The organism is Oscillatoria sp. FACHB-1407, assembly GCF_014697545.1.
Lineage (GTDB): Bacteria > Cyanobacteriota > Cyanobacteriia > Elainellales > Elainellaceae > FACHB-1407.
In genome coordinates, this window is record NZ_JACJSA010000007.1 from 34,855 (window position 1) to 50,433 (window position 15,579).

A 15,579-nucleotide genomic window follows, 5' to 3' on the forward strand; every position below is an offset into this window, starting at 1 on the left:
CAATTTCATACCAATCCATAAATTGGTATTACACCTTTTCCAGTCACCCGTCCTCAGATCAACATTAATCACCAATCATCCCGTGACGACCTCACAAGCGTAGAAATAACCTCAACCAGGGTGTTGGGTGAGTCTAGCTTGGACAGAAAACAATTAAACCCAGATGCTAACGCGCGGTCAGCAGAAACCTCTCGGTGATAGGAGGTGACACCCAAGGCTGGCAGATGGCGAAGATCAGGGCGTGGATGATTGCGAATCTGCTGAATCAACCAATTCCCATCATGCGCCAGCAGTTGAATATTACTGATGAGAAGATGGGGGCGAAACGACTCTAAGAGCAGAAGGGCAGATTCAGCACTGCTGCACCTTCTGACGCTCGCACCAGCTGTTTGTAGAACGAACAACAACAAATCGGCAATGTCTGGTTCATCCTCAACCAATAGGATGTGGATGCCCTCCAGCGAATTTTGCTGGCTCGCTTCTGTAGGTCGGCTTTGATGTGAATGCATAATCGCCACCCTTTGAGGCAAAGCATTATATTCAATACAACACTTCCCATAATTTGAGACATCTTCTGATTGACACATCTGTTTCATTGGATGGCTTCACTTGAGGGTAGATGACAGCGAACGCTTTCAACCTGACTGACCCGTAGGCGATCGCCAATTATTCTCTGGGTTTATAGCGTTCACATCGATCAACGGTCAGGTTGAATGCTGCTGCAATCATCTCTCTTTTGGAGCAATGGTAGCCTGACGGTAAAGACTACCTCTTGTCCTTCTCCGACACTTTCTGCATGAATGGTGCCGTTGTGGAGTTCGGCAATGTGACGGGCGATCGCTAAACCTTCTGGTTTGAATCCGGCGACAGATAACGCTTCTCCTCTCACCAATCAATAACGAAGATGGCGATCGCCTTATTATTCATCCCCAACCAATATTGCACTAAAGCAATTCTGTAATATTGGTCAGAAGAGGGTTCCGGTGTTAAACGAAATTCTTCTAAAAACTCATCAAGAGCAGAACGATATTGACCCAGGAATAAAAGCGATGACCCTTTGATGTAATGGAAAAGAACGAATTCAGAATCGACATCGAGTTGTAGAGCGCGATCGCAGTCCTGAATCACCTCCTGGTGCAAGCCCAAGACGAATTTGATTTGGCTACGCAGGAAATAAGCTGCTAAAGAATGGTCATCGAGTTGTAGAGCGCGATCGCAATCTTGAATTGCCTCCTGATACAATTTCATCTGCAAATAAACAGTCGCCCGATTGAGGTAAGCATCTACAGAATTTGCATCAATTTGCAGCGCATGAGTTAAGTCTTCTAAGGCAGCGGAATAATTTTCAAGGGCAGCGTTAACCACGCCCCTAGACATCCAGGCAACTGCCAGCGTTGGATCAAGTTGTAGTGAACGATCGAGATGTTGCAGTGCATCCGAGTAATCGCCAGAATTAGAGAGCAGTGTACTTTTAGACACCCAGGCTTTAGCATCATGACGATCTGTGATCAGTTGCAAGTTTACGCTTTCGCATACTGATCTTTGGCACGATTTAACAGCGGAATCGCAAATAAGGAATTAGGAGCAGGAGAATCGGCAGGAGCCATAGAGGGTTTTGATATAAAAAGCTAGGCGATCGTTCAACTGCAATCGGTAGATTCTAAAGCCTTCAGGTAACTCGGAAGAAGTATAGGGTTGGTCAGAAAGCTGGACTTGTCTGGCAAGAGGAATGGAACCTTGGGCACTATGAGTAAGGATTCCCCGATGCAGCCTGTACTCATTCACCCCTTCTCCGACTACTCCTTTGGGATGAAACCTGTGAGGGCTTTATAGACCCCTGTACGGATGTTTCGCGAAACGCTCCTACGAAATTCATAAATTGGGTCAGCAACCCCCTATGAGGATTTGCAGTCCTACCAAATGAGTGCGGCGAATGTGATCTCGCTATTTATTCAATTAAGCTGATATTGTGGGAACAAATAGTGCATTCAGAACGTCATCACAGCGTCATTCATATCATTTATTTCTTACTTTTAAAGTACTTTTGAATCATTTCATGCGATATCTGTGTGACAGTTAAACAACAGACTACTACAGAAATAGTTGATCTTTTAAGAGCGATACAACAGATATACAGAGTAAAGATACTAGTTCTGATGACACAGTGTTTAAGTCATGGAGAGATGTAAAAGCAAAGATTCAGTTATGAGCTGATGTGCGATCGCTCCCACCCATTCATAAGCCATGTAGACAACATTCGCCTGTAGCTGAGTTCTAGAGTTTCTACATGGGATAAGCTAAGACCGATAGCTTTATCGGAAGCACAATAGCTAAATTTCTGGATCGACTTCTTAAAGTCATGCTTAAACACAAGCATCTAATGAATTTGATATCTCAATCTATTTTGTTAACGTTATCTCAGCAACCAACGTTACATAAAAATGGATTGAAATCTCTGACCTGGCTTAGTGAATCCTGAGTCATTTCAATTTGCAATTTGAACGTGGAGATCGCAATGAAATTTTCCTGGAAATCCGCTGTCACTCTTTCTATTCTGGCAGCATCAACAATCGTCCCAGTGTTGTCTTTGGCTGATTCGGCATCAGCTCAAGTCGCTAGAGGCATGACTGGTAGCTATGTCGGAGCTGGTGTCTCCGCAGGTGTAAGCAACCCTGATGACGACACTACTTTTGGTGGCAATGTTCAAGGTCGTTATGATCTGGCTAACGCACCCATTTCCTTAAGAGGTTCAGCCCTGATCAGTGATGGAAGTGCTGCTCTCATGCCTATCATTTCCTATGACGTAGGCATCGCTCCTAACACTAACCTTTACCTTGGTGCGGGCTACTCTTTTGTCACAGACGATGAAGATGCTACACCCCTCGGCAACCAAAACGCTCCTGTTTTGACCGCAGGTGTTGAAACGGCAGTTACAAGAAACATTGCCTTATATGGCGATGCAAAACTGGGGATTGATGCCTACGAAGGGAATTCTGATTCTGCTGTCAGCCTACAGTTAGGAGCCGCTTACAGGTTCTAACATCCCGACGAAGCCAGATGTGACGCAGGGGGCACTGCCCCCGCTCCTGGCTTAATCTTAATCGCTACGGTTATCGATAGCTGAAGGGGTATTGCTTTAAAGGGAGCCTCCTTCAGCTACAGCTATATCAGCTAAGGCAGCGATCGCGGTGATTCCCCTGACTGATAAACCTGCCACATCATCTGATAGGCTTGCTCGATTGCCCGTACCGATCGCTCCGTGTCGTAGAGCGGCATGGTGAGGCGTTGTGTGGCGAGTTTAGTTTTGAGAGCGTGCAGGGTTTGGGGGTGTTGTGCGAGTTGAATTGCCTGTTGTTCATACGCTTCTAGCGAAGGTGTGATCAGTTCTGGCAGACCAACAGCGGTTAACAGACTAGCTGCAACACGAGCGGCAAAGGTGTCTCCGAGGGTGGTGAGGACAGGAACTCCTGCCCAGAGTGCATCACTGGCGGTAGTGTGGGCGTTGTAAAAGCGAGTGTCGAGAAACAAATCGGCGAGTTGCAGACGGTTCAGGTGCTCTGCCTTGGGCAGTCGTTGGGCAAAGATCAGGCGATCGCCCCTAATCCCCTGCTTTTCGGCGGTTTGCTTGAGGTTATGTTCTGCCGTTGGATAACTATGAAACAGCCACATCACACTGTTAGGAACCTGTTGTAGAATCCGCATCCACACCGAAAACAAGTGAGGATCAATTTTGCGGGTGTTGTTAAAGCAACAGTAGACAAAACCTGTTTCTGGCAAACCTATGGCAGGGCGAGAAGGGGCAGGAGGAATCGCTTGTTGGTTGTCATTGATTTGATAGCAATGAGGCAGATAAACGCAGTGCTCCGTCATGGTGGAAGCTAGCTCCGGTGGGGTGATGACCCGATCGGTGAGGACGTAATCGATAAAGTCTGCGCCCATCGTGCCGGGATAGCCCAAATAGTTCACTTGAATTGGGGCAGGTTGCAGCGCAAATAGCCGGGGAGAGCTAAATTCGGTGTAACCTGCTAGATCTACCAGAATATCAATGCCGTCTTGAAAGACTTGTTGGGCACTGGCGGCAGGTGTCCAATGACTGATATCTATAAAGCGATCGCACTCCTGTTCAAAGGTCTTACGGTAGTCGCTGCCATCATCAGGACCGAGGGAATAGGCAAACACTTCAAACTGCTCACGGTTATGCAGCCCAAACAATCGCACCATCAGGTGAGCCACGGCATGATCGCGAAAATCCCCGGAGACATAGCCGATTCGTAATCGACGATGGGCTGTATGAGGCTTCTCATTGAACTGGAAGCCCAACTGTTGACGACGTTCTGCGACGGATTGGGCAATCGCCTGTGCGGTCTGTTGTGCGATCGCCTGTTGTTGTGCGGCTGAAAAAGGGAGCAGTAACGTGTTCAAAGGAGTGACTGAACAGGGTTTGCCCTGATCCAGTTGGGTTTGAGCAACCGTGATGAGGCGATCGCTCAGAGCTTCCACATCTGCCCACTGGCAGGTTTGTCGCAACAAACGCACCAATCCATCCAGAGCTTTGAGATTATCTGGTTCACGCTGCAACACCTGCCGATAGGCGGTTTCTGCTTCTGCAAATCGCTCTAGCTTTAACAGCGTATTGCCCAAATTTAATCCGGCATGGGTCAAATTGGGTTGCAGTGCCAGAGCTTGTTCAAAGTGGGCGATCGCCTCTCGTGCGCGACCTAACTCGTACAGGATGATGCCCAAATTGTTGTGCGTTTCGACTGACTCAGGGTTGAGGGTCAATGCGCGTTGAAAACAGCGGATTGCTTCCTCCCAATGCTCCTGCATCTGGTGAGCCGTGCCCAAACGCAACCAAGTTTCGGCTTGATCGGGTCGCAGCTTGAGGGCTTGTTGATAGCGAGCGATCGCCCGATCGTACTGCTGGCGTTGTTGCAGGGCATTTCCCAAATTCAAGAGAGCTTGCGTGTTTTGCGGTTGACGAGCTACAACCTGTTGATAGTGGGCGATCGCGTCTGAAAGATTTCCCTGTCGATGCAATGCCAATGCCAGGTTATAGCGCACATCGGTTAACTGAGGCTGCAACTGCAATGCCCGTTGATAAGCTGTAATGCCCTCCTCCACTTGTTCACAACTGCACAAGGCAACGCCCAGATGCCCATGATATTCAGCCGCGTTGGGTGCCAGGGCGATCGCCTGTTGCAAGGAGGTTAAAGCAGCTTCGGTGTCACGTAGTTGGAGTTGTGCCAGTCCCAACAAATGGAGTGCCTGTGCCGTTTGAGGCTGCTGTTGCAGGATTTGCTGACAAATTCGTTGCACCTCTGCGAACTGTCCGGCTTGCCCCAACTGGGCGGCTTGGTCTAACAACTGGGTGATTGCGGAAGGAGATAGCTGAGCAACGGACGGCAGGTCGGGTGGTGACGGAGGAATTGGTTCTAAAAAAGATTCGTGGATTGGATGCTCCGTCTTTATCGGGGGATTTAACGGTGTTAGTTCCAGTGTTTCTAGGGAGTTGAGCCACTCTATCCACTGGTGAACACGCACTGACCAGATACAATTCTGATTGATATAGTCCACTTGCTGTTGTAACGCTGTCTCGACTGCGGTTGGGTCGGTTGCCTGTGCCTGCAACACCCGCACCGTTGCGTCTACAAACTGCTGACAAAATGCTTGCCGAGTTTCTGGTGTAAAGGAGACAAACCGTTGAGCGACAGCAGTTTCAGCATCAGCAATGGGAATTAACTGAGCAAAACCTGCGGTGGTTTCGGGCAAGGCTCCGATCGCACTGGTAATTACCCGACACCCACTGGCGATCGCCTCCATTGCCGCAATACAAGACGTTTCAAAGAAGATATTGGGATACGTCCATACTGTTACCGATCGCAATGCCTGGGCGAGTTCCGATTGAGATAGAGAGCCAACATAGTCCACCCCCTGCAATGCATAGCAACGGTCATACAGTTCCTTAAACTCATCTTCAGCTGCATCCTGTTGATAGACGCGCATACTCGAAAACACCTTGAGCGTAGTTCCAGGAACAGCATCTCGAATTCTAGGAAACAGCTCTAGCAAGAGTTCTAACCCCCGAAAGGGAGTGCTGGTATATGCCAAGATGGGTGCTTGAGTTTTAGCGGCAAGAATTGATGGTTCAGAAGAAAAAAGAGATTGAAAGGTTGGGGCGATCGCATTTCGCAACACTCGCATTTTGTTCAACGGTAGCCCAAAGTGTTGGTGAAACTGGTTTCGCTGCCACTCACTCACCATGGCGAACCCGTCATATGCCTGTTGTTGTTCTCGTTGATGGAGCGATCGCGCATTTTCTTGATCAGCTGCACTTTGAATCCAACACACTAACCGCGTTGAATCAGGTAACAATCGGCGAAAGTGTTGCCCCACTTCAGGTTGGTTGACCACAATCAACGCATCTAACGCCAGGGATTTGAGCAATTCGGGTGAACCTGCTGACAACGGTAAACAAATGACTCCACGCGAGAGATCAGTCAGAGCGGTGTTGTTTAACAAAAACGCCGTATGTCCTGCCTGTGCCAATGCCTCTGCCAGGTAGCACGCCGCGGATTGAGAACCACCCAGGGGTTGCTGATAGGGTGTTTCAGTTCGATAATCCCAGGGGATAGGGTCAAGAAAAGCAATCCGCATAGGGAAGAAGGAAGGAAAGAAGAAGGAAAAAAGAAAAGGATTAAGGATGAGGGGTAAAGGATAAAAAGTGAGAAGAGAAGAAAGAATAGGATAAACGCCTGTACAGCAGTGGTAAGTTTTTGAGAATCATATCTGCATCCAGCGACGCTAATTTGAAGTTTTGCATCCTCACAACATCCTCGTTTTTATCCTTTATCTTTTATCGTTGTATTCCTTATTGTCCTCTTTCCCTGAGCTTTCCTCCATCTTTCCTCTCTTATCCTTCATCGTTTATCCTTCTTTCTTCTCTCTTCTTTTTTCCTTCTTTCCTATGCGTGTCATTATTCAACGAGTCACCTCTTCCCAGGTCACGATCGATGGAGCGGTGCAAAGCAGTTCCCCCTCTAGGGTAATCGCAGGTAGTATTGGGCGAGGGCTAAATCTGCTGGTGGGTATTGCTGAGACGGATACAGAAGCAGAGCTAGAGTGGATGGCGCGTAAGTGTTTGGAACTGCGTTTGTTTCCCTCAGAAACGAGTGGGTTTGACCAGTCGGTGCAGGAGATTGGAGGAGAATTGCTGGTGATCAGCCAATTCACGCTGTATGGGGATGCTCGTAAAGGTCGCCGTCCGTCGTTTGACAAAGCGGCTACACCTGTTCACGCAGAACAACTTTACAACCAGTTTGTTGATAAATTGCGAAGCAGTGGGTTGCGGGTCGAAACAGGGCGATTCGGTGCCAATATGCAGGTGGCGATCGCCAATGATGGCCCTGTGACGCTGATGTTAGAGAAGGAGGCGATTTAGGGAACTCTTTAGACGGAGAATATATGACTTTTGTCAATATGTTTAAGGAAGAGTTGAATGCAGTATAAGCTATCCAAATCATTAAAAGTCGATTTTTTGTTGACGGCTTATGACTTAGCTGATACTGTGAAGAAATATTTAATTTTTTCCCATAGTTGTAACTCTATTGTTTCGATTTATGACAGGAGTTGTTGCTTTGAATCAGAGCCAAGCCCATCCCTTCGACGGTCGGTTTACTCTGCGCCCCACTCCAAACCTAACCGTATTCTGTGACTTTGACGGTCCGATTATTGATGTCAGCGATCGCTATTACAACACCTACCAACTCGCGTTAGCCGACGTTCAAACTGCCTATCAAGACAAAGGCGCGCCCCTGCCATTGTGCCTGTTGAGCAAAACCCACTTTTGGCAAATGAAACAAGACCGGGTTCCCGATCTCGAAATCGCGTTGCGGTCGGGGTTGCGGCAGGAACAGATGGATTACTTTTTGCAGCGGGTGTGCTCCATCGTGAATCAGCCTGCCTTGCTACATCAAGACCACCTGCAACCAGGAGTGCGGTGGGCACTGGAACTGCTCCACTCGCAGGGCGTGCGTCTGGTGCTGGTCACCCTGCGGAGTCAAGAGCAAGCCACTGAGATTTTGCAGAGCTATGGGCTGGCAAACCTGTTTACGCTAATTCGCGGCACGCAGGATGACACGGTTGCCTATGGCAACGCGGCTGAAAGTAAGATCCAACTGTTGGCCGAAGTATTGCAAGAGTTTCCCCATTGGGCAACTGAGCCTGCCTGGATGATTGGCGATACTGAAGCTGATATTTTGGCAGGGCAAGCTTCTAACATTCCGACGATCGCCCTCACTTGTGGCATTCGCAGCCAAACCTATTTGGAAAAGTTTTTGCCCACCCGCATTCACAGTGAGTTGCTGTCAGCAGCGCATTATCTGGTGAGTCAAAGCTTATTTGCCAGTGTGTAAACTGGGCGATCGTCAACGGTCGGTGGTCAATGGTCAATGGTTGATGAAGTGTGGATTCGGGATAAGGATCTTGGTGATTAAACCCGCTGTTATGCACTTAGTACTGTGATTCACAGATAGGGTTTGGAAATAAAACCAGGGGGGTGTGGGGCTGCGCCCCCAGCCAGGGGTTCCACCCCTGCACCCCAAATTTCCACCCTTATTGACGATGAGTTGTACTTAGGATCGTGAATTAAATAACCTGAAAAACGGCAACCCCCTTTACGGGCGTGGCAGTCGGCAGAGGGTTCTGAAACAATGGCAAGGGCTTTTGACCGAATGCCACGTCCCTACGCCAGGAATTACACCTTAATAAATTCGTGATCCTTAACAGGACAGACGCGATTAATCGCATCTCTTTCAGCAGGACTCACTCTAGAGCTATAACTCGGCTCATCCCCTTGTCTTTTTTCTCTCTTCTCTTTATTCCCCTTTATCCTTTAGCGTTTATCCTTTTTACTGATTGCGTTCACCACATTGATGGGATCGCCTTTCAAGCACGCGGCGATCGCTTGCAAAATTTCCTGCCCCAACCGAGCGAGAGCTTCCTGCGAGTTATAGGCAATGTGAGGCGTCAAGACGACATTATCCAACTGGGCTAACGCTTGAATCTCTGGACTCGTTGTGCCATCGGTGGGTTCTTGCTCAAACACATCGAGAGCAGCACCCGCAATGCGTTTCTCTTGCAGTACGGTGAGCAGTGCTTTGGGATCTACGATCGCCCCTCGTGCGGTGTTGATCAGATAAGCGGTCGGCTTCATCAAGCGCAAGCGTCGCTCATCCAGCAGGTATTTGGATTGGGGGGTGAGGGGCAGGTGCAAGCTAACGATATCGGATTCGGCTAACAGGCGATCGAGTTGCTCTGGAGATGTTTTTGAGGTGGCGTAGGTGACGGTCATACCCAGTGCGATCGCCCGTTGTTCCACGGCTTGAGCGATCGCCCCATGACCAATTAGCCCAAGCTTTTTGCCCGACAACTCTACCCCCTGCAACGGTTTAAAGTCCCAAATGCCTTGAGTCAACAACCCATGAGCGGTAACAATGCGGCGAGTAATGGCAAACATCAACCCCAGCGTAAATTCTGCGACGGCTAACACGTTGTTGGTGGGGCAGTTCATGACTTGGATGCCTGCCTCAGTTGCAGCAGCTACGTCAACGTGGTTGTAACCAATCCCTGGCACTACGATGTATCTCAAATGAGGGCACTGTTGGATGACGGATGGAGTAATGGCAACCACCGCTGTACCAATTAGCTCTGCCCCTTGAATCCGTTGGATTAGCTCTGTCTCACTTGCCGGGATGTCGTCATAGCGGGTGACTTCACCAAGGCGATTGAGTGCCTGCCAATCTTCATCCAGTAGCTCAAGGTAATCGGGGAAAACCAGTTTCATGAGGGTATTATTCTACGGCAGGTTCAGGAGAACGCTCTGGAGGGGGTGTTGTAGAGGGTGGGTCTTCGATCGCCATGGATGGGTGAAAGTAATCGTAGATTTGCTGTGCCATTTTGGGACCGATGCCCGATACCTCCGCAATTTGTTGGGGAGATGCCTCGCGCAGGTAATCGATCGAGCGGAAGTGTGCCAGCAGTTGCTTTTGGCGGGTGTAACCCAACCCTGGGATCTCTTCTAGACGGGAACGCCGCATGCGATCGCTGCGTTGTTGACGATGGAAGCTAACAGCAAAGCGGTGGGCTTCATCGCGTAAGCGGCGCAGTAATTGAACGCCCGGTTGTTCTGCCTCCGTAGCAAGGGGTGATGATTCCCCTGGTAAGAAGATCTCTTCGCGTTGCTTGGCTAGGCTGACGACCTTGACATCTTCCATCAAGTTCATCTCGCGCAGCACTTCCACCACGGCTGAGAGTTGCCCTTTGCCTCCGTCGATCATCACCAAATCAGGGAAGTCGGGGTTGCCCACCCGTTGCAAATTGGGATCTTGGGCATAGCGGCGGAAACGACGTTGAATCACCTCTGCCATGCTGGCGAAGTCATCGGAGTGACCCGATCGCACCGTAGGGTTCTTGATTTTGTAGTGGCGATAGTGTTGCTTGGCGGGCAAGCCATCCACAAACACCACCTGAGAGGCGACAGCATCTGATCCCTGAATGTGGGAGATGTCATAGCCTTCGAGTCGATGCGGCAGGTCGGGCAGGTCGAGCAGTTCTGCCAGGTCGAGCATAGCTTGATTGTTGCGATCGGCAAAGCGTTGGGTGCGTGCCAGTTCGTATCCGGCGTTGCGCTCTACCATGTCGATCAGGTCGGCTTTGGTTTGCCGATGCGGAACGACAATCGTCACTTTGCGTCCCCGTCGTTCCGTCAAGAACTGCGACAAAATATCGCCATCGGGCAATTCATGCTGCACCAAAATCTCAGCGGGAATTTCGATCGATTCGACGGTTTGGAAGTGTTCCTCTAAGGCTCGTTGCAAAATCGCTCCGGGTGTACCGGATTGAGCATCTGCGACAAATCCCAACCGTCCCACCAGCCGTCCGGCACGAATCTGGAAGAGTTGAATGCAGGCGTGTTGATCGTCAGCGGCAAGGGCGATCGCATCTCTGGAAAGCGTATCATCCGGCAGCGATACTTTTTGGTCGGCACCGAGGGACTGAATCCCGCGAATCTGGTCGCGCAACCGAGCCGCATATTCAAAGTTGAGGTCTTCAGCGGCTTTCTCCATCTGGGCTGATAGGATTTCCTCCAGTTCTTGAGTGCGTCCCTGGAAAATCATTGCCACCTTTTGCAAGATCTTGCGATAGTCCTCGGAGCTAATCAACTTTTGACACACCCCCGGACACCGCCCGATGTCGTAGTTGAGGCAGGGACGATCTTTAAACAGCGGTTGGGGACGTTGCCGCAGGGGAAAGACCCGCTTCACCAGATTCAAGGTACGGCGCAACAAACCCACATCTACATAAGGGCCGTAATAGCGGTCTTTCTCATTGCCCGATCGCCGCTTACGGGTGATAAAAATGCGGGGATATTCCTCTGACCAGGTGATGCAGAGATAGGGATACTTTTTGTCATCTTTGAGCAGCACGTTGAAGTGGGGTTGATGCTGCTTCACCAAATTGGCTTCGAGTGCCAGTGCCTCCGCTTCTGTATCGGTGACAATGAACTCAATCTCAGCCACCTGCATCACCATCAAGGCAATGCGGGGGTTGTGGTCGTGGTTGTCCCGAAAATAGGAGCGAACGCGCGATCGCAAACTCTTGGACTTGCCAATGTAGAGAATGTTATCGCTGGCATCGCGCATGAAATAGACCCCTGGCTCCTGGGGAATCTCTTTGAGGCGAGTCTCCAGACGCTCAGGATCTTTAACTAGAGTGAGAGCTTTGTCAGAAGTCACAGGCTAAGCGATCGCACCGCTGTAGAGGGTTAGTAGAGGGTCAGGTGCATTCACTTTTTAGGATACTGTGTTGAGATGCAGATGGGGTGGGCGATTCCCGAATTGATGTGGCGGATTACTGATCAGGGCTGAGCCGCTTCCAATAGGATTGAGGTCGTTGTGCCCGCATTGACCCCAGTTGTACCCGATAGCGTGCCTCGGTGCTGGTGTCTACAGGGCGCAGAAACCCCCTTTGCAGCAGGCGATCAAAGGCGGCGTAGATGGCGGATTCCTCAAGATCGTTGTTTTGATTGAGAGCGGCGATCGCCTCTGCCCTGGTCATCCCTGTTGGGGGTTGCGATCGCAACATCGAATTCACCAACTGCCGCTCTAAATCAGGTAATGCCAGCACATCCGCCATGGTCAACCCAGTTTGGGGCGAACGAGATGTTGGTGGTGTCTGGTCTGGGTTAGGTTCCAGCATCTAGGCTGTGATTTTGGCAACAACGTTATTGATCAGCTGAGTGATGGGGTGATCAGGATAGCAGAGGCAGAAAATCTGACGACTTGCCAAGCGCATCATTTCATCGGATTGCGGTAGCACTGCCGCCACCGGGACATCGTAGGTCTTCTCCATCTCCTGACGGATATCGTTGAAGTCGTAATCCGTCAAAACCTTATTGACCAGCAACACAATCTTAGGAACGGCTAATTCTTTGGCTACTTTCACCGTCAAAGCAGTACCCTGATAGTCTTGATAATCGGGACGCAAAATCACAATCAGCAGATTAGAAATACCGATTGACAACAGGGTTTCTTCGTTGACCCCTGGATGAGTGTCGATCAACAAGTAATCGAGTTTCAGACTTTGACACAGTTGCTCATACCCACTGGTGAGCAGCCCAACATCATAGCCCTCACTTAACACCGTGGTGATTTCATTTACCTTCATACTGGAGGGAATCAGGTAAATCTTGCCGCCGCTAGCCGCAACTTTATCTGCACCATCCGCAAGGGTTGGGCTAACATCAAACGCAGCTTCCTCGACTGAGCAACGTCCCAAGAGGTAGTCATTGAGCGTGTATCTGACCTTCTTAATGTCTAATCCAAACAGGACATGAATCCCTGGAGATTGAATATCTGTATCGATGACTCCAACTCGATGTCCCTGGACTGCCAGACTACCTGACAAGTTAGCTACTAAATTTGATTTCCCTGTACCACCTCGAAACGAGTGAACAGATACGATTTTCCCCATAGTTTGACTGCAATGAAGGTGAGCAGTTCACACTTGCCCTAATGTTATCGAACACGGATTGATGAACTCCAGGTATGATACCGCAGGCAAACGGGGAATGGGGGAATGGAGACGTAAAAGGGGAATGGGTGGAGGCGCGATGAAGGGTGTCTGTGCTGGAGTAGAGGAAAATGATGTTTCAGGTTTCATTTTTCTCGCTTTTTGGTGTTATTTTTCGCTCTTGTTTACTTCATCACAAGAGTAAATTTTTGATCTCTTTTTGAGATTGCGCTAAACGGTTAGCCAGCAGGGAAATCATGAATTCCTGAAACGCCGCTGCCGCTTGAGGATCATCCTGTTGCATCTGTTGCAGGTTTTCAGCCGAGAGACGATAGAGAATCGTAGATTGATCGGCGATCGCAGAGGTTTCGTGTTCTGTGCGAGTGTAGAAAGCAATCTCACCCACAATGGTGCCTGCTCCCAGAGTTTGTACTCGGACGGTTTGCTTGCGATCGAGTTCAAGCAGGGTGCTGACCTGCCCAGATTCCACAAAGTACAGTGAATCGGCTTTGGTATGTTGCCGAAACAGCCAGTCTCCGGCAGCAAGTTGCGATCGCTCCAGGTATTTCGTAAACGGTGCCACCTGGTCGGGGTCTGAAAACACCCGTTGCAGTTGCAATGTCAACGGCATAAACCGTCCCCGTCGCCAGGTAACAGACTCCAAAATCTGGGCTTCACACCACTCCATACCCCGATCGAGATCGGCAAACACCTGACAGATCGGGTCATCTTCCTCCAGACATCCCCCCTGTCTTAGCATCTTTTCAGTGCGGCGGTGCAGATGGGTAAAGACCAGACGCAGCCCTTGTTTGCGTCCCAGTTGTTTGAGTTTGACGAAACTCAACACGGCTGAAGAGTCAAGCCCACTGACCAGCCGAAAGTCGAGGATGACAAAGTGCAGGGGTTCCAGATCAGGGTCAGTGAGCCGTTGACGAATCTGGTTGAGCAGACGATTGGCAGTGCCAAAAAAGATAAATCCCTGTAGCTCTAAGATGTAGACCTGGTCGCCCTTTTCCCGAATCAGGGTTTCCTGGTGTTGTGGTCGCGAGACATGGCTGGTGTAGCTGGAGCCTGACAACACGTGTTTGGCAATGCGGGTCTGGCTGTAGTTGAGCACGAACAAAATAATGGTGGCAATCAAGCCTACGCCAACTCCTTCTAAAAAACCCACAACCCCAATGAATACCAAAATCAGAACGACTACCCCATAGTCAGCCCTGGGTAGGGTAAACCAGGCATCAAAGAGCCATTCCAGCAACAGTGACAGCCCTAAAAACAGCAACAATCCACCAATGATGGGCTTGGGCAAATACGCCACAAAAAAGGGACCCAGCACCAGGGCAACGATAAAAATAGCCGCTGCACTGATGCCCGTGAGGCGATTTCTGCCGCCCATCTTATATGCCAGCACCGAACTGCTGAGGGAATGGGTTCCAGGCATACCACCGCTCAACCCTGACACTAAATTAGCAATCCCCAAAGATTTGAGTTCGCGGTTCAGGTCGATATCCTGGTCGGTTGCCAGTTCCAATGCACTCGCACTCAACAGCAACGATAGACTGGTGAGCACCACGACCACGGCCATACTGCCCAGTTGATCAAGGATCACCCCTCCATTCATCTGCGGCAGAGCCGTGAGGGTAATCGGTTGCCACATTCCGCCGCTGCTACTCCCCAGGTCAGCCAGAAACCAACCATTAGCACTGGCAGTGGCGATCGAGGTTTGGGTCGCGGTCAAAATGCCATAAAACAGAGCGATCGCCCCCAGACACAGAGCAGGCATCACCCAAAACTGTGTAAAGCGGCGCGAGATCAGCAACAGGGCGATCGCAAACCCCAACCCAGATAGCCAATGCGGCAAGACATCGAGGGTAAACAGGTCGGGCAACTGCGTCCAGGTCAGGGAGACATCCGCCAGCATATGAAATGCCCCTTTGAGCAGCAGCCATCCCGTGCCTGCCAGAAAACCGCCCACCACGGGATAGGGAATAAAGCGAATTAACTCTCCCACTTTGAGCCAACCCAACACTAACGAAAACGCCCCTGTAAGCATTGAGGTAAGGGCGATCGCCCCAACAACAGTGACCACAATCTCTTCAGTAGTGGCGGTGCCTGCCATGCGGCTCTCGATCGATGTAGCAATCAGTGCCAGGATGGCGATCTGTTCCGGTTGAGGATTGGAGATGACCCCCGGATAAGAACTTGTCAGGGAAACCACCAGGCGGATGAGGACGTTGCTCATCAACACAATGCCAACCCCTAGCGAAATTTGATTAGACAACCCCCCTGAAAAGACCAGTGCGGCTAGCGAGATGGCTTTTAGCACCGAGATGACCCCTGACATTAACCCGGCACTAAAGCCAGGGAACCACTGACTAAACCATGTTATTTTGCTGGGTTGTTGCTCAGACTGAGACTGGGGCGAATCAACGGATGATTGCGGCTGCATGTGAATGAATGAGAATTACGGGTCGCAAATATAACTTGGCAGTCCTTCAATATACAGAAGTT

At 50.1% G+C, this 15,579-nt stretch carries 12 protein-coding genes; 3 read left to right on the top strand and 9 right to left on the bottom strand.

Features of this window, described 5'->3' with window-relative positions; all coding sequences use genetic code 11:
- Nucleotides 1-68: 68 nt before the first annotated feature.
- The 3 genes from H6G89_RS13120 to H6G89_RS13130 form a co-directional block, all read right to left on the bottom strand.
- A complete protein-coding gene (locus tag H6G89_RS13120) occupies nucleotides 69-509 on the bottom strand; it encodes a response regulator (protein WP_190506878.1) in 441 nt (146 codons plus the stop codon).
- Between the two features lie 188 nt (nucleotides 510-697).
- On the bottom strand, nucleotides 698-889 hold the full coding sequence (locus H6G89_RS13125; protein WP_190506879.1) for a hypothetical protein: 192 nt from the start codon (nucleotides 887-889) through the stop codon (nucleotides 698-700).
- Nucleotides 886-1,518: a tetratricopeptide repeat protein gene (locus tag H6G89_RS13130; protein WP_190506882.1), complete on the bottom strand. Its 633-nt coding sequence runs from the start codon at nucleotides 1,516-1,518 to the stop codon at nucleotides 886-888. The genes H6G89_RS13125 and H6G89_RS13130 overlap by 4 nt, the downstream gene beginning before the upstream one ends.
- A 997-nt stretch (nucleotides 1,519-2,515) precedes the next feature.
- On the opposite strand from H6G89_RS13130, the gene H6G89_RS13135 reads away from it, so the two are divergent.
- The gene (locus H6G89_RS13135) at nucleotides 2,516-3,040 is read left to right on the top strand and encodes an outer membrane beta-barrel protein (protein WP_190506884.1); all 525 of its coding nucleotides are present in this window, start codon (nucleotides 2,516-2,518) and stop codon (nucleotides 3,038-3,040) included.
- Between the two features lie 131 nt (nucleotides 3,041-3,171).
- Here the strand turns inward: H6G89_RS13135 and H6G89_RS13140 are convergent, their stop codons facing one another.
- Nucleotides 3,172-6,654, bottom strand: coding sequence for an O-linked N-acetylglucosamine transferase family protein (locus H6G89_RS13140; protein WP_190506886.1), 3,483 nt, complete (start codon nucleotides 6,652-6,654; stop codon nucleotides 3,172-3,174).
- A gap of 310 nt (nucleotides 6,655-6,964) precedes the next feature.
- Between H6G89_RS13140 and dtd the strand changes: the two genes are divergently transcribed.
- Together dtd and H6G89_RS13150 are read left to right on the top strand one after the other, a co-directional pair.
- Complete coding sequence (gene dtd / locus H6G89_RS13145) at nucleotides 6,965-7,438, top strand: D-aminoacyl-tRNA deacylase (protein ID WP_190506888.1); 474 nt, start codon at nucleotides 6,965-6,967, stop codon at nucleotides 7,436-7,438.
- A 178-nt stretch (nucleotides 7,439-7,616) separates the two neighbouring features.
- Nucleotides 7,617-8,411 (top strand): HAD family hydrolase, encoded by a 795-nt coding sequence (locus H6G89_RS13150; protein ID WP_190506890.1) that lies wholly within the window; start codon nucleotides 7,617-7,619, stop codon nucleotides 8,409-8,411.
- A gap of 479 nt (nucleotides 8,412-8,890) precedes the next feature.
- Here the strand turns inward: H6G89_RS13150 and H6G89_RS13155 are convergent, their stop codons facing one another.
- From H6G89_RS13155 to H6G89_RS13175, 5 genes are all read right to left on the bottom strand, one after another.
- Nucleotides 8,891-9,841, bottom strand: coding sequence for a 2-hydroxyacid dehydrogenase (locus H6G89_RS13155; protein ID WP_190506891.1), 951 nt, complete (start codon nucleotides 9,839-9,841; stop codon nucleotides 8,891-8,893).
- A gap of 7 nt (nucleotides 9,842-9,848) precedes the next feature.
- Nucleotides 9,849-11,792 carry an excinuclease ABC subunit UvrC gene (gene uvrC, locus H6G89_RS13160; RefSeq protein ID WP_190506894.1) on the bottom strand — a complete coding sequence of 648 codons (1,944 nt, stop codon included), beginning with the start codon at nucleotides 11,790-11,792 and terminating at the stop codon, nucleotides 9,849-9,851.
- Nucleotides 11,793-11,907: 115 nt separating this feature from the next.
- Entirely contained in the window at nucleotides 11,908-12,255 is a 348-nt protein-coding gene (locus tag H6G89_RS13165) for a hypothetical protein (protein ID WP_190506896.1), read from the bottom strand.
- On the bottom strand, nucleotides 12,256-13,029 hold the full coding sequence (locus H6G89_RS13170; RefSeq protein WP_190506898.1) for a MinD/ParA family ATP-binding protein: 774 nt from the start codon (nucleotides 13,027-13,029) through the stop codon (nucleotides 12,256-12,258). It lies immediately after the preceding gene.
- Nucleotides 13,030-13,261: 232 nt separating this feature from the next.
- Nucleotides 13,262-15,517: a SulP family inorganic anion transporter gene (locus H6G89_RS13175; protein ID WP_190506900.1), complete on the bottom strand. Its 2,256-nt coding sequence runs from the start codon at nucleotides 15,515-15,517 to the stop codon at nucleotides 13,262-13,264.
- Nucleotides 15,518-15,579 lie beyond the last annotated feature (62 nt).

Excerpts from the sequence above, each read along its gene's own strand:
- H6G89_RS13175 (WP_190506900.1), bottom strand. The coding sequence starts at position 15,517 with ATGCAGCCGCAATCATCCGTTGATTCGCCCCAGTCTCAGTCTGAGCAA.
- H6G89_RS13140 (WP_190506886.1), bottom strand. The coding sequence starts at position 6,654 with ATGCGGATTGCTTTTCTTGACCCTATCCCCTGGGATTATCGAACTGAA.
- H6G89_RS13155 (WP_190506891.1), bottom strand. The coding sequence starts at position 9,841 with ATGAAACTGGTTTTCCCCGATTACCTTGAGCTACTGGATGAAGATTGG.
- H6G89_RS13170 (WP_190506898.1), bottom strand. The coding sequence starts at position 13,029 with ATGGGGAAAATCGTATCTGTTCACTCGTTTCGAGGTGGTACAGGGAAA.
- H6G89_RS13135 (WP_190506884.1), top strand. The coding sequence starts at position 2,516 with ATGAAATTTTCCTGGAAATCCGCTGTCACTCTTTCTATTCTGGCAGCA.
- H6G89_RS13150 (WP_190506890.1), top strand. The coding sequence starts at position 7,617 with ATGACAGGAGTTGTTGCTTTGAATCAGAGCCAAGCCCATCCCTTCGAC.
- H6G89_RS13120 (WP_190506878.1), bottom strand. The coding sequence starts at position 509 with ATGCATTCACATCAAAGCCGACCTACAGAAGCGAGCCAGCAAAATTCG.
- dtd (WP_190506888.1), top strand. The coding sequence starts at position 6,965 with ATGCGTGTCATTATTCAACGAGTCACCTCTTCCCAGGTCACGATCGAT.
- H6G89_RS13165 (WP_190506896.1), bottom strand. The coding sequence starts at position 12,255 with ATGCTGGAACCTAACCCAGACCAGACACCACCAACATCTCGTTCGCCC.